We start from the raw sequence: 14,774 nt of genomic DNA on the forward strand, positions 1-14,774 counted from the left end.
AAATAACCATGCTGATGAACACTCCACGCTTCACGCTCAAACCCTTGGTGGCAACGATTTCTCGCCACCGTTTTGTTCCGTTGTATCTGGTGGCCATGGGGATGGGCGCCGGGACTGTGCAGGCGGCCGAGGACGACAACGCTTCCGTCCCGGCAGCTGCGGCGGTGGTGGCGCCGACCACGCAACTGCAACGGGTGGAAGTGACCGGTTCGGCGATTCGCCGGGTCGATGCGGAAACGGCGGTGCCGATCACCATTCTCAAGGCCGATGAGCTGCGCAAACAGGGCGTGACCACCACCGCCGAACTGGTGCAGCGCATCACTGGCAGCCAGTCGATCAACAACAGCGCAGGCTCGGTCGGCGCGGCCACTGGCGGCGCCTCGTTCGCCGATATGCGCGGCATCGGCGCGAACAAGACGCTGGTGTTGCTCAACGGTCGACGCCTGGCCAACAACGCCTTGTCCGGCACCAACTCGGCCGGCGGCGCGGTGGATCTGAACATGATCCCGTTTGCCGCCATCGAGCGCGTCGAAGTGCTGCGTGACGGCGCCTCGGCCCTGTACGGCACCGACGCCATCGGCGGCGTGATCAACTTCATCACCAAGAAATCCCTGACCGACGGCCAGTTGACCCTCGGCGGCGAAACCCCGACCCACAGCGGTGGCGGCGCGACCAAAGACATGAGCGCCAGTTGGGGCTACGGCGACCTGGAGGAAGACCGCTTCAACGTGCTCGGCGTGTTCAATTACAACAAGCAGCAGAACCTCGACGCCAACGACCGCTCTTTTGCAACTGACTACGCGCCCGGTCGCGGTCTCGATCAGACCTCGGGCACCGCGTTCCCCGGCAACTACAGCCAGAACGGCAACGCGACCAACCCGTTGGCCAACAGCAATTGCAACGGCCCCAACCTCATAGCCCGCGACGGCTTGTGCCGCTTCAGCACCCGTGAATACATCGACCTGGTGCCGCAGACCGAGAAGACCTCGTTCTTCGGCAAAACCACCGGCAAACTCGGCGACGATCACAACGTCAACCTCGAATACTTCTGGTCGCGCAACAACAACGCCACAGCGATCGGCCCTGCGCCACTGACCGGTCTGAGCCTCGACGGCTCATCGCCCTACTACCCCGGCAACGGCATCACCCCGGCGCCCACCGATTTCGCCCTCGATCCGACCCAACCGGTCGACGTCAACTGGCGTGAAACCGCCGCCGGCCCGCGCGAATCGAAAGACCAGAACACCAGTCAGCGCTTTTTGCTCAGCTTCGATGGTCTGGTCGGTGGCTGGGATTACAACGTCGGCGCCTCGTACAACCAGAACAAAATCGTCTCCAGCGTTACCAATGGCTTTGTCAGCGATCAGGCGATGATCGCCGGTCTGGCCAGCGGTCTGCTCAACCCGTTCGGCCCGCAATCGGCCGCCGGACAGCAGTACATCGATAACGCGGCGTACCACGGCGCCTACTCCACCGCCGTCGGCCGCGTGGCCGGTTTCGATGGTCGTATCAGTCGTGAAATCGGCGACTGGTTCGGCGCCGGCCCGTCCGGTCTGGCCCTGGGTGGTGAATACCGCAAAGAGAAATTCCACCAGGATTTCGAGTCGTTCGCTGGCGACATTCAGAGCCTCGGTATCGACCCGGCGGGCAGCGTCGAAGGCGACCGCAGCGTGAAAGCCGCCTATGCCGAAATCAACGTGCCGGTGCTCGACAGCCTCGAACTGTCCGCCGCCGTGCGCCACGACAAATACAGCGACTTCGGCAGCACCACCAACCCGAAATATTCGTTCCGTTATCAGCCGTTGAAAGAGCTGGTGGTGCGTGGCGCCTACAGCGAAGGCTTCCGTGCGCCATCGCTATATGAGCTGTATTCGCCGCGCAGCATCACCTTCACCCAGGGTTACTACAACGACCCGGTGCTGTGTACCGGCGGTGTGGTGCAACCGGGCGGCAACGGCGGCCGCGATTGCGGTCAGCAGTTCCTCAACCAGATTGGCGGCAACGAAGACCTGGCCCCGGAGAAGGCGCGTAACGTGACCCTCGGCTTCGTCTATCAGCCGATCAACAACCTCTCGGTAGGTCTGGATTTCTGGTGGATTCACATCTCCAACCAGATCCAGCCGTTCCCGGAATCCACCGTGTTTGATCAGGCCGGTTCCTACCCGGATCGCTTCGTGCGCAACGCCGACGGCACGCTCAACTACATCGTCACTGGCAACGCCAACCTTGGCATCGTCGAAACCAACGGTGTCGATGTGTCGCTGGATTATCGCTTCCCGAACACGCCGTACGGCCAGTTCGGTCTGGGGCTGCAAGGCACCTATGTTGACGAGTACGACTTCCAGAGCACCATCAAAGGCCCGTTCACCGACAAGGTCGGCGACTTTCAGGGTGACGGCGTGATCGCCCGCTGGAAGCACAACCTCACCGGCAGCTGGACCTTCGGCGCGGCGCGGGCGGCGCTGACCAACCGCTTCACCACGGGTTACAACGACTACGACCGCGACACCCACGCGCGCGTGGCGTCGTATTCGGTGTGGGATCTGTCGGCCGGCTACACCTTCAACAAGGTGCTGGATGTCGATGCCGGGATGAAGAACGTGTTCGACCGCAACCCGCCATTCTCCAACCAGGCCTACAACTTCCAGAGCGGCTATGACCCGCGCTACACCGACCCGCTGGGCCGCACGTTGTTTGCGCGCATGACTTACCACTTCTAACCGGAAACAGAACACATCGCCCTGTGGGAGCGAGCCTGCTCGCGAAAGCGGTGGATCAGCAAGAGAGATGTCGGCTGACTAGACGCCTTCGCGAGCAGGCTCGCTCCCACATTGGGTCCGTGGACTTTCAGGGATTTTCAGGAGTGACTTCATGAGTTTTTTGCGCAATATGGCTGGCCTGCTGCTCGGCAGTGCGCTGCTGTGCACCGGCACCTCGGCGCTGGCCGCTGGCAGCTATGCGCTGACGGTGTACGGCGAGGCGCCGAAGTATCCGGCGAACTTCCAGCACTTTGATTTCGTCGAGCCCAAGGCGCCCAAGGGCGGTTCGCTCAGTCGCGCGTCGATGGAGATCGGCCAGTACAACTACATCAGTCCGTATGCCGATCAGGGCATTTCCGTGGTGCAGGTCAATGACTGGGTGTATTCGCCACTGGCGTTCCGTTCACTCGACGAGCCGTACACCGTTTACGCACTGGTCGCGCAACAGATCGAGCGCGACCCCGAAGGCTTGTGGGTGCGTTTCACCCTCAATCCAAAAGCACGTTTCGCCGACGGCACGCCGATCACCGCCGAAGACGTGCGCTACACCTTCAACCTGCTGATGACCAAGGGCAGTCTGAGTTATCGCCAGCAATACGCCGATGTGCAGGACGTGCTGATCGAAGGCCCGCGGCAGGTGCGCTTCACCTTCAAGAACAATCTCAACCGCACCTTGGCGCTGGACCTGGCGACGATGCGCATCGTCCCCGAGCATTGGTGGAAAACCCGCGACTTCGCCAATGGCGGCGGTTTCGAGCCACCGCTGGGCAGCGGTCCGTACCGGGTGAGCAAGGTCGACGCCGGGCGCAGCATCAGTTTTCAACGCGATCCGGACTGGTGGGGCAAAGACCTGCCGGTCAGTCGCGGCATGTACAACTTCGACACACTCACGGTGAACTTCTACGGCGACACCGACGTCGCCCGGCAACTGCTGCAGGCCGGCGCATTCGACTACAACCGCGAGTTCTCCTCGTCCGGTTACGTGGTCGGCTACGACAGCCCGGCACTGCGTGACGGTCGCTTGCAGCAGTCGATCCTCGCCCCGGACAAACCCACTGCCGCTCAGGGCTTCGTGTTCAACCTGCAAAACCCGTTCTTCAAGGATCGCCGCGTGCGTCAGGCGATCAGCCTGCTGTGGGATTTCGAGTGGACCAACAAACAGATGATGCGCGGCTTCTACGTGCGCCAGAACAGCTTCTGGCCGAAGAGCGAAATGGCCGCCACCGCCCTGCCCGACGCTGAAGAATTGAAGATCCTCGAACCGCTGCGCGGGCAGGTTCCCGACGAGGTTTTCACCACGGTGTATGAGGCACCGAAAACCGATGGCAGTGGCTACATCCGCGACAAACAACTGCAAGCGCTGAAGCTGCTCGCCGAAGCTGGCTGGACGCCGCAACACAATCGTCTGGTCAACGCTGCGGGCGAGCCGCTGGAGTTCACCTTTCTCGACGGTCAGGGCGGCTTCGACCGCATGTTGCTGCCGTTCAAACGCACCCTCGCGCAGATCGGCATCACGCTCAATCTGCGCCGGATCGATTCGGCGCAATACATCAACCGCCTCAACGCCCGCGACTACGACATGATCGTCGTCGCTTTCCCGCGCAGCGGCGATCCGATCGTCTCTCCCGGCCGCGAGTTGTACAGCCTGTACGCCTCGCAAAGCGCCACGCAAGTCGGCAGTTCCAACTCGATGGTGCTGGCCAACCCGGCGGTCGATCAACTGATCGACGGACTGGTCCAGGCCAACAGCCGCGAAGCCATGGTGCATTACGCCCGCGCCCTCGACCGGGTGCTGCAATGGGGTTACTACATGATTCCCAACTACTACTCCAAAGGCACGCCGACGGTGTATCAGAACCGCTTCGGCATGCCGCCCGTGCAACCGGCGTACGACGAAGGCCTCAACACCTGGTGGGAGGTATCGGCCAAGGCGTTGACCACCCAGCAGATGCACAGCCAGCTCGCGGGGGGCCAGTGACATGCTGCGTTATCTGAGTCGACGTTTGCTGCTGATCATCCCGACGCTGTTGTGCATTCTGGTGGTGAATTTTCTCATCGTGCAGGCCGCGCCGGGTGGGCCGGTGGAGCAAGCCATCGCTCGTTTGCAAGGTTTCGGCGGTCACAGCATGGGCGGCGGTGGCGAGGTTGCTGCGGTTGGCGGCGCGGGTCGCAGCAGCCGTGGCCTCGACCCGGCGCTGATCGAGGAGATCAAACACCACTACGGCTTCGACAAGCCGATGCACGAACGCCTGTGGCTGATGCTGAAAAACTACGCGCAGCTGGATCTGGGCAGCAGTTTCTTTCGCGGCGCCAAGGTCACTGATCTGATCGTGCAGAAATTGCCGGTATCACTGTCGCTGGGTTTGTGGGCGACGTTGATCACTTACCTGATTTCCATTCCGCTGGGCATCCGCAAAGCGATCAGGAACGGCAGCGCGTTTGATGTCTGGAGCAGCACGGCGATCATCATCGGCTATGCGATGCCGGCGTTCCTGTTCGCGATTCTGCTGATCGTGGTGTTCGCCGGTGGCAGCTACGTCAACTGGTTCCCGGTGCAGGGGCTGGTCTCGGACAACTTCGACAGCCTGAGCACGCTGGGCAAGGTCGGCGACTACCTCTGGCACCTGGTGCTGCCGGTGACGGCGCTGGTGATCGGCGGTTTCGCCACATTGACGATCCTGACAAAGAACAGCTTCCTCAACGAGATCAGCCGCCAGTACGTGATCACCGCGCGGGCCAAGGGGCTGACTGAGAGGCGCGTGCTCTACGGCCACGTGTTTCGCAACGCCATGCTGTTAGTGGTGGCCGGTGTGCCGTCGGCACTGATCGAGGTGTTTTTCGCCGGTTCCTTGCTGATCGAAACCATCTTCAACCTCGACGGCCTCGGGCGCATGAGTTACGAGGCAGCAGTGTCGCGGGATTACCCGGTGGTGTTCGGTGCGTTGTTCCTGTTCACCCTGTTCGGCCTGTTGATCAAGCTGATCGGCGACCTTTGCTACACCCTGCTCGACCCGCGCATCGACTTCTCGGCGAGGACTGCCTGATGTTCACTCTTTCTCCCCTTGGTCAACGTCGCGTTGCGCAGTTCAAGGCCAATCGGCGCGGGCGCTGGTCGCTGTGGCTGTTTATCGGTCTGTGCCTGATTTGTCTGGGCGGTGAGTTGATCGCCAACGACAAGCCGTTGGTGATCCGTTACCACGACGCCTTTTACTTCCCGATCCTCAGCGATTACCTGGAAACCGATTTCGGTGGCGAGCTGCCGTTTCAGCCGGATTACGCCAGCAGCTATGTTCACAAGCTGATTGAGGATCAGGGCGGCTGGATGTTGTTTCCGCCGATCCCGTTCAGCTATGACACGGTCAATTACGACCTCAGCGAACCGGCGCCGAGCCCGCCGTCATCGAGCAATTGGCTGGGCACCGATGATCAGGCGCGCGATGTGTTGGCGCGGGTGATTTTCGGCACACGGATTTCGATTCTGTTTGCGCTGATTCTCACGGGTATCAGTGCGTTGATCGGCATCGTTGCCGGGGCGTTGCAGGGTTATTACGGCGGTTGGGTCGACTTGCTCGGGCAACGGGTGCTGGAGATCTGGTCGGGGTTGCCGGTGCTGTACCTGCTGATCATTTTGTCCGGGTTTGTCTCGCCGAGTTTCTGGTGGCTGCTGGGGATCATGGCGCTGTTTTCCTGGCTGGCGCTGGTCGATGTGGTGCGCGCCGAGTTTCTGCGTGGACGCAATCTGGAATACGTCAAAGCCGCGCGAGCGCTGGGCCTGACCGACAACGAGCTGATGTGCCGGCACATCCTGCCCAACGCGATGACCTCCACCCTCACCTACCTGCCGTTCATTCTGACTGGCGCGATTGCGACGCTGACTGCGCTGGATTTTCTTGGCTTCGGCATGCCGGCCGGTACTGCTTCGCTGGGCGAATTGATCGGTCAGGCCAAGCGCAATCTGCAAGCGCCGTGGCTGGGGCTGACGGCGTTTTTTGCCCTGGCGCTGATTTTGTCGTTGTTGGTTTTCATCGGTGAAGCTTGCCGTGATGCATTTGATCCCCGGAGCTGACATGAACGACAACCTGATTGAAATTCGCGATCTGCGTGTCGCATTCGCCGGACAGGAAGTGGTGCACGGATTGAACCTGGATATTCGCCGTGGCGAATGCCTGGCACTGGTCGGAGAGTCCGGCTCGGGCAAGTCGGTGACCGCGCATTCGATTCTGCGTTTGTTGCCGGGCAAGAACGTCAGCAGCAGCGGCGCGATCCGCTATAACGGCGTGGATTTATTGCACGCCAGCGAGCAGCAGATGCGCGGCTTGCGCGGCAACCGCATTGCGATGATTTTTCAGGAACCGATGACTTCGCTCAATCCGTTGCACACGGTGGAAAAGCAGGTCAGCGAAGTGCTGGAGATTCACAAAGGTTTGAAGGGGCGCGCGGCACGTGAGCGGACGTTGGAGCTGCTGGAGCTGGTGGGCATCCGCCAGCCGTTGCAGCGCTTGAAAGCCTATCCACATCAACTCTCCGGCGGTCAGCGGCAACGGGTGATGATTGCCATGGCGCTGGCCAACGAGCCGGAACTGTTGATCGCCGATGAGCCGACCACGGCGCTGGATGTCACGGTGCAGCAGAAGATTCTTGAGCTGCTGATCGAGTTGCAGCAACGCCTTGGCATGTCGCTGTTGCTGATCAGCCATGACCTCAATCTGGTGCGGCGCATTGCGCAACGGGTGTGCGTGATGCGCCATGGCGAGATCGTCGAGCAGGCCGATTGCGAAACGTTGTTTGGTGCGCCGCAGCATCCTTACAGTCGCTTGTTGATCGAGGCTGAACCCAGCGGCGCGCCGGTGCCCAGTGAGTACGAGCACAACTTGCTTGAAGTCGATGATTTGAAGGTGTGGTTTCCACTGCCCAAGGCGTTGTTCAGCCGCCAGCAGGATTACATCAAAGCGGTGGACGGCGTGAGTTTCACCCTGCAACGGGGCAAGACCTTGGGCATTGTTGGCGAGTCGGGTTCAGGCAAGTCGACGCTGGGTCAGGCGATCCTGCGACTGGTCGAATCGGAGGGCAATATACGATTCGGCAACAAGCAATTGAGCCTGCTCAATCAGCGCTTGATGCGACCGTTGCGCCGGCAGATACAGGTGGTGTTCCAGGACCCGTTCGGCAGCCTCAGCCCACGGATGTCGGTGCAGCAGATCATTGCCGAGGGGTTGCTGACCCATGGCATCGGCACTGAAGCCGAGCGTGAGGCGGCGGTGATTCGCGTATTGGAGGAAGTCGGCCTCGACCCACAGAGCCGCCATCGCTATCCCCACGAATTTTCCGGTGGCCAGCGCCAGCGCATTTCCATCGCCCGTGCGCTGGTGCTGGAACCGGCGCTGATTCTGCTCGATGAGCCGACCTCGGCGCTGGATCGCACGGTGCAGAAGCAGGTGGTGGAGTTGTTGCGGCAATTGCAGATCAGGCATGGACTGACCTATTTGTTCATCAGCCATGATCTGGCGGTGGTGCATGCGTTGGCGCATGACTTGATGGTGATCAAGGATGGCAAGGTGGTTGAGCAGGGTTCGTCGCGCGAGATTTTCGCCGCGCCGCAACATCCCTACACCCAGGAACTCCTGAACGCCTCCGGCCTCAAGCCCGACACAAAACCCTGTAGGAGTGAGCCTGCTCGCGAAAGCGGTATCCCAGTGACATGAGTGCTGCCTGACACACCGCCATCGCGAGCAGGCTCACTCCTACAGGGATGGTGGTGAGTCATTGAAATTTATTTTCCGGGCACTGCATCCAAACGCCTCCGTCACGGGTAGTCCTTGTAACAGCCCTCTTCGGCTGTCAGCGGTCTACCCTTTTCGGAGATAACACTGATGAACATCACCCAGCTGATTGGCCTCACCGGTTTGCTCGCCCTGTCCTCGACGACTTTTGCCCAAGGCAGTTACCCCGACGCGATCAAAGTCCCGGACGGCCACAAGATCGCGATGGAAACCACCGGGGTCGGCGAGATCACCTACGAATGCCGTGACAAAGCCAATACCCCCGGACAGACCGAGTGGACGTTTGTCGGCCCGAAAGCGGTGCTCAATGATCGCAGTGGCAAGCAGGTTGGCACCTACTTTGGCCCGCCCGCCACCTGGCAAGCCAAGGACGGTTCGAAAGTCACCGGCACGCAATTGGCCGTGGCGCCATCAAGCCCGGGCAACCTGCCCTATCAACTGGTCAAGGCCAATCCCGCAGAAGGCAAAGGCGCGATGAGTGGCGTGAGTTACATCCAGCGTGTCGCACTCAAGGGCGGCGTGGCGCCGGGCAGCGAATGCACAGCGGCGAACAAGGGCAAGCAGGAAGTGGTGAAATATCAGGCCGACTATATTTTCTGGGCGGCGAACTGATCTCCGGACTTACCGAGATCCAAAGTGGGAGCGAGCCTGCTCGCGAAGGCGGTGGGTCAGAGAAGGATGTATCGGCTGACACGCCGCCTTCGCGAGCAGGCTCGCTCCCACAGGGTGGAACTGGATTGTGTGGATGTTTGCGGAATGTAGGCTAGATTGCACGACATGCCTTTAGCCGAATCCACATTCGATTACGAAGCCCGCCTCGCTGCCTGTGCCCGAGGCGAGCGCGCGGCCCTGCGCGATTTGTATGTGCAGGAAGGCTCGCGTCTGCTCGGCGTGGCCAAACGGCTGGTGCGCGATACGGCGCTGGCGGAGGACATCGTTCATGAGGCGTTCATCAAGATCTGGAACGGCGCGGCGGGGTTTGATCCGGCGCGCGGTTCGGCGCGTGGCTGGATGTTCAGCGTGACCCGGCATCTGGCGCTGAATCTGCTGCGAGATCAGGGTCGTGAAACGTCGCTCGGGGTTGAGCACGAAACAGTCGGGGATGCTGACGATTTCGATGCCCATGCGCATTCGGCACGCATTCATCGTTGCCTCGAAAAACTCGAGCCACAACGCCGCCACTGCATCCTGCATGCCTATGTCGACGGCTACAGCCACGCGCAGATTGCCGCGCGTTTAGATACGCCGCTGGGCACGGTCAAAGCGTGGATCAAACGCAGCCTCAACGCATTGCGGGAGTGCATGGGATGACCAGCGAATCAGCGCAAGACCGCGATGAATTGGCCGGCGAATATGTGCTCGGTACGCTTTCTTTTGAACAACGGATCGAGGTGCAACGACGCTTGCCGAATGATCCTGAATTGCGTGCAGCGGTGGATGCCTGGGAGCGGCGCCTGCTGGAGTTGACCGATCTGGCGCCCGTGCAACAACCCTCGGCGCTGTTGTGGCCACGGATCGAACGCAGCCTTGAACGATTCGCGCCAAAAACGTCATCGACCTCATGGTGGAATCTGCTGCCACTCTGGCGCGGGTTGAGTGCGGCCGGACTGGCCGCCACATTGATTTTGGGCTCGGTCCTGCTGACTCAGACCACGCCGAAACCGAGTTATCTAGTGGTATTGGTCGCGCCGCAAGACAAAGCCCCGGGCTGGGTGATTCAGGCGAGCAATTCGCACGAGATTCAGCTGATTCCGCTCGGTGTGGTCGAAGTGCCAGCCGACAAGGCACTGGAATTCTGGACCAAGGCTGACGGCTGGCAAGGGCCGGTGTCGCTGGGGCTGGTCAAGCCAGGCGAAGCTTTATCGGTGCCGCTGGACAAGCTGCCGCCGCTGCAACCCAATCAGCTGTTCGAGCTGACACTTGAGGGCGCCAATGGCTCGCCGATCGGCAAACCGACCGGGCCGATTCAGGCGATCGGGCGCGCGGTGAAGGTGCTGTAAGGCTCTGCTCTGCGGCTCCTGGCTACCATCATCGGCATCGATGTTCACCATCACGGCAATGAAGTTCTCATAAAAAATCCCGGGCGTAACATCTGCTCCATACCAACCAACAACACCCCGGAGCACACAATCATGAAACGCCAGACTCTTCTCGGTATCGCTTTCTCGGTCTTCGCTATCAACGCTTTCGCCGCTACCCCGGCCCACACCCTGATCGCCGAAGGCGGCTCGGACAAACTGATCGAAAGCCGTGTGGCTGAAGGTGGCTCGGATCGTCTGATCGAACGTCGCGTTGCCGAAGGTGGTTCGGATCGTCTGATCGAACGTCGCGTTGCCGAAGGCGGCTCGGATCGTCTGATCGAACGTCGCGTTGCCGAAGGCGGCTCGGATCGTCTGATCGAACGTCGCGTTGCCGAAGGTGGTTCGGATCGTCTGATCGAACGTCGCGTTGCCTGATGATTGGCTGTAAGCGCAACACCCCAGAAAAACCCGGCTGCCCTGGCCGGGTTTTTTATGTCTGTGTGTTTTATCTCGCCTTGGCCATGCAGCGCTTGTAGCGCTCGTCCACGCGCTTGGCGAACCAGGCTGTGGTGAGTTTTCGGGTGATCTTCGGGCTCTGCAGCACGATCCCCGGCAACACCGCACGCGGCAGTTTTTTCCCCTCCGCTTGCTCCGCCAGTTCAAACACCCGCTGATAGAGTCTGGTCTCTTCGAATTCCACGGTTTTGCCCTTCTCCAGCTGATCGCGAATGGTCGGGTTGCGCATGCCCAATGACTTGCCGAGGGTGCGCACCGCCAGTTCCGTGCCGCCGGGCATGATCGAGTCGTAGCGGATCAGGTCGCCATCGAGTGCCAGCGGAATACCGGAGGCGCGGCTCACCGCGTTTTGAAATGCCGCGTTGCGACTGGCGTACCAGCCGGCATTGAAATCAGCAAATCGGTACAGCGGCTCGCGATAACTCACCGGATAACCGAGCAAATGCGCGATGCCGAAATACATGCCACCACGGCGGCTGAACACTTCGCGGCGAATCGTACCGTCTACCGGGTATGGATAGTCTTTGGCGTGCTGTTCGGCAAATTCAATGCTGACCTGCATCGGCCCGCCCGTGTGCACCGGGTTGAAGCCGCCGAACAGTGTGCGGCCCATCGGCACACGACCGATAAAGTCGTCGAAGATCGCGCTGAGTTCTTTTTCACTGCGCGCCGCATTCAGGCGTTCGCTGTAGGTCTTGCCGTTGGTTGAACGCACTTGCAGAGCGCCGCTGACCAACAGGCTGGGAATATGCACTTTGGCGGCGCGGCGATCGATTTCGTCGCGGGCGATTTTGCCCAGGCCGGGTACCGTGGGGTCAGCCTGGAAGGTGGATTCCTGCTCGGCAACGGCCAGCACCGAGCAGAGGTTTTGCGTGGTCGGGCTGATGTTCTGCGCGGCGAATGCTGCATAGATATCGGTGGCCCAGCCTTGGCGATCTGCAGTCTTGGCCGGCATCAGCCGCACGATCTCGGCCTTCACCTCAGCGGGCGCACGGGGCACCGGTTCCTGGCCGCGCTGCCCCGCGCAACCGGCGAGCACCAGCAGTGCGGCGAGCGAGATCGGTAATCGAAAGTTGTGCATGAAACTTCATCCAGTCCGTTGTGCCGGGTTCACCATACGTTCAATGGTGTGGCGCAGGCTAGGACTGCGGTGTTCTGGCCCTGTTCCCCTGTATCGCCAATTACCCCGAAATAGAGCTATCGACGACTGATGACAAACTGATTGCAAAACGTTACTGAGAAAATCTATCATTTGTGCCTGGAGTCGCATTTGCGCAAGGAGTTCCCGCGCCGCCCTTATTTTTCTCACCGGCCGTGCGCCTCCAGGTATCTACATGCCCGCTCCAGCTCGACTCGCCGTCCCGTTTCGCCCGACGCTTCTCGCCCTGCTGTGCTCCCTGACTGTCACCGCTCACGCCGCTGAAGGCGATAACAAGGCGCTGGTGCTGGACGACGTCAACGTCAATGCCCAGGCCCCGACGCCCAACGCCCTGCCCCCGGTTTACGCGGGTGGCCAAGTAGCCCGCGGTGGGCAACTCGGCGTGCTCGGCAATCAGGACATGATGGACGTGCCGTTCAGCGCCGCCTCCTACACTGAGCAATTGATTCAGGATCAGCAGGCCGAAAACGTCGCCGACGTGCTGCTCAACGATTCGTCGGTGCGTCAGGCCTCGGGTTTCTCCAACCAGGCGCAAGTCTTCATGATCCGTGGCCTGCCGCTGAACGGCGATGACATTTCCTATAACGGCCTGTACGGCGTGCTGCCACGGCAGATCATTTCCACCGACGCCCTGGAGCGCGTGGAAGTGTTCAAAGGCCCCAATGCCTTTATCAACGGCGTGACCCCGACCGGTTCCGGCATCGGCGGTGGCGTCAACCTGCAACCGAAACGCGCCGGCGACGTGCCGCTGCGGCGTTACACCACCGATATCAACAGCGAAGGCCGTATCGGTCATCACTTCGACATCGGCCAGCGTTTCGGTGAAGACAACCGCTTTGGCGCCCGGATCAACCTGTCTCAGCGCGAAGGCGACACCGGTATCGATCACGAGAACCAGCGCTCGAAACTGTTCGCCATCGGCCTCGACTATCGCGGTGACGCCCTGCGCATCTCCGGCGACTTCGCCTACCAGAAAGAGCGCGTCAACGGTGGCCGCAGCTCGGTCAACCTCGGCACCGCCACGCACATCCCGGATGCGCCGTCAGCCGACACCAACTACGCGCCGAAGTGGGGCTACACCGACATCGAAGACACCTTCGGCATGCTTCGCGCCGAATATGACCTGAACGACAACTGGACCGCTTACGCGGCCGGCGGCGCCAAGCACACCCGCGAAGTCGGGCGCTACAACTCAACCACTTTGGTTGGCAACAGCGGCGCGTCGTTTACCACGGGTTCGTTCGTCCCCCACGATGAAGACAACACCAGCGTCATGGCTGGCCTCAACGGCAAATTCAATACCGGCGCGATCAGTCACAAGGTCAATTTCGGGTTGACCGGTATCTGGGCCGAACAGCGCAGCGCCTATGATTTCGACCTGACCCAGTACGCCAACAACATCTATCACCCGGTGCAGACGCCGTCGCCGGTGGGCAACTTTGCCGGTGGCGACTTGAATGATCCGGGGATCGTCGGCAAGACCTTCAACCGCAGCATCGCGATTTCCGACACCCTCGGTTTCTTCGATGATCGCCTGCTGGTCACCGCCGGCCTGCGTCGCCAGCAACTGGTGGTCCAAGGTTACAGCTACGCCAGTTATGGCAGCGGCCCGCGCTCCTCGAGCTACGACGAGTCGATCACTACGCCGGTGTACGGCGTGGTGTTCAAGCCATGGGAACATGTGTCGTTCTACGCCAACCACATCGAAGGCCTGGCACAGGGTCCGACCTCGCCGACCAGCTCCGGTGGTTTCCGTGTGACCAACGGCAACGAGGTTTACGCACCGGCCCGCTCCAAGCAAACCGAGGCCGGGGTGAAAGTCGACATGGGCACTTACGGCGCGAGCCTGGGTGTCTATCGCATCGAACAGCCAAGCGATGGTTACTGCGAAATCGACAGCGCCACCACCTGCACCTACGTACGTGAAGGCGAGCAGGTCAACAAAGGCGTAGAAATGAACGTGTTCGGCGAGCCGATCCAGGGCCTGCGCCTGATCAGCGGCCTTACCCTGATGGACACCGAACTGAAGAACACCCTCAACGGCGCCAACGACGGCAATCGTGCGATCGGTGTGCCGACCTTCCAGTTCAACGCTGGCGCGGATTGGGACGTGCCGGGTCTGCAAGGTGTAGCGCTGAATGCGCGGATGCTGCGCACTGGTGGTCAATACGCTGACGCGGCGAACAACCTCAGCCTGCCGACCTGGAACCGCTTCGATGCCGGTGCGCGTTATGCGTTCAAGGTGTCGGAGAAGGACGTGACCGTGCGTCTGGGCGTGGAGAATCTGGCGAACAAGAAGTACTGGGAATCGGCTCAGGGTGGGTATCTGACTCAGGGTGAGCCGCGGGTTGCCAAGTTGTCCGGCACCATTGATTTTTAAAGCTGAAAAGCCCCTCACCCTAGCCCTCTCCCAGAGGGAGAGGGGACTGACCGTGGTGTTCTTGCAAGTTACACCGACCTGAAATATCGAGTCGAACTCAGGTCTTAAAAAACACACAAATCGGCTCCCTCTCCCTCGGGAGAGGGCTGGGGTGAGGGG

At 60.9% G+C, this 14,774-nt stretch carries 11 protein-coding genes; 10 read left to right on the forward strand and 1 reads right to left on the reverse strand.

Annotated elements, in window-relative coordinates; translation table 11 throughout:
- The first annotated feature begins 8 nt into the window (after positions 1-8).
- From CCX46_RS19950 to CCX46_RS19990, 9 genes are all read left to right on the forward strand, one after another.
- Positions 9-2,720, forward strand: coding sequence for a TonB-dependent receptor (locus tag CCX46_RS19950; RefSeq protein WP_177413870.1), 2,712 nt, complete (start codon positions 9-11; stop codon positions 2,718-2,720).
- Positions 2,721-2,871: 151 nt separating this feature from the next.
- Complete coding sequence (locus CCX46_RS19955; RefSeq protein WP_127929046.1) at positions 2,872-4,737, forward strand: extracellular solute-binding protein; 1,866 nt, start codon at positions 2,872-2,874, stop codon at positions 4,735-4,737.
- A gap of 1 nt (position 4,738) precedes the next feature.
- On the forward strand, positions 4,739-5,803 hold the full coding sequence (locus tag CCX46_RS19960) for a microcin C ABC transporter permease YejB (protein WP_127929047.1): 1,065 nt from the start codon (positions 4,739-4,741) through the stop codon (positions 5,801-5,803).
- Positions 5,803-6,825, forward strand: a complete 1,023-nt coding sequence (locus tag CCX46_RS19965) for an ABC transporter permease (protein WP_077573741.1) — start codon at positions 5,803-5,805, stop codon at positions 6,823-6,825. Before CCX46_RS19960 ends, CCX46_RS19965 begins: the two co-directional genes overlap by 1 nt.
- A 1-nt stretch (position 6,826) precedes the next feature.
- Positions 6,827-8,461, forward strand: coding sequence for an ABC transporter ATP-binding protein (locus CCX46_RS19970; RefSeq protein ID WP_127929048.1), 1,635 nt, complete (start codon positions 6,827-6,829; stop codon positions 8,459-8,461).
- Positions 8,462-8,629: 168 nt separating this feature from the next.
- A complete protein-coding gene (locus tag CCX46_RS19975) occupies positions 8,630-9,151 on the forward strand; it encodes a DUF3455 domain-containing protein (RefSeq protein WP_116030600.1) in 522 nt (173 codons plus the stop codon).
- A 165-nt stretch (positions 9,152-9,316) separates the two neighbouring features.
- The gene (locus tag CCX46_RS19980; RefSeq protein ID WP_127929049.1) at positions 9,317-9,850 is read left to right on the forward strand and encodes a sigma-70 family RNA polymerase sigma factor; all 534 of its coding nucleotides are present in this window, start codon (positions 9,317-9,319) and stop codon (positions 9,848-9,850) included.
- Positions 9,847-10,539 carry an anti-sigma factor gene (locus CCX46_RS19985; RefSeq protein ID WP_127929050.1) on the forward strand — a complete coding sequence of 231 codons (693 nt, stop codon included), beginning with the start codon at positions 9,847-9,849 and terminating at the stop codon, positions 10,537-10,539. Before CCX46_RS19980 ends, CCX46_RS19985 begins: the two co-directional genes overlap by 4 nt.
- Positions 10,540-10,671: 132 nt before the next feature.
- Positions 10,672-10,995, forward strand: a complete 324-nt coding sequence (locus CCX46_RS19990) for a hypothetical protein (RefSeq protein WP_127929051.1) — start codon at positions 10,672-10,674, stop codon at positions 10,993-10,995.
- Between the two features lie 70 nt (positions 10,996-11,065).
- Here CCX46_RS19990 and CCX46_RS19995 read toward each other — a convergent pair whose 3' ends face one another.
- Positions 11,066-12,157, reverse strand: a complete 1,092-nt coding sequence (locus CCX46_RS19995; RefSeq protein WP_127929052.1) for a DUF1615 domain-containing protein — start codon at positions 12,155-12,157, stop codon at positions 11,066-11,068.
- A 253-nt stretch (positions 12,158-12,410) separates the two neighbouring features.
- Here CCX46_RS19995 and CCX46_RS20000 point away from each other — a divergent pair, with 253 nt between their 5' ends.
- Positions 12,411-14,615: a TonB-dependent receptor gene (locus tag CCX46_RS20000; RefSeq protein WP_127929053.1), complete on the forward strand. Its 2,205-nt coding sequence runs from the start codon at positions 12,411-12,413 to the stop codon at positions 14,613-14,615.
- Positions 14,616-14,774 lie beyond the last annotated feature (159 nt).

Source organism: Pseudomonas sp. RU47 (assembly GCF_004011755.1).
Taxonomy (GTDB): Bacteria; Pseudomonadota; Gammaproteobacteria; order Pseudomonadales; family Pseudomonadaceae; genus Aquipseudomonas.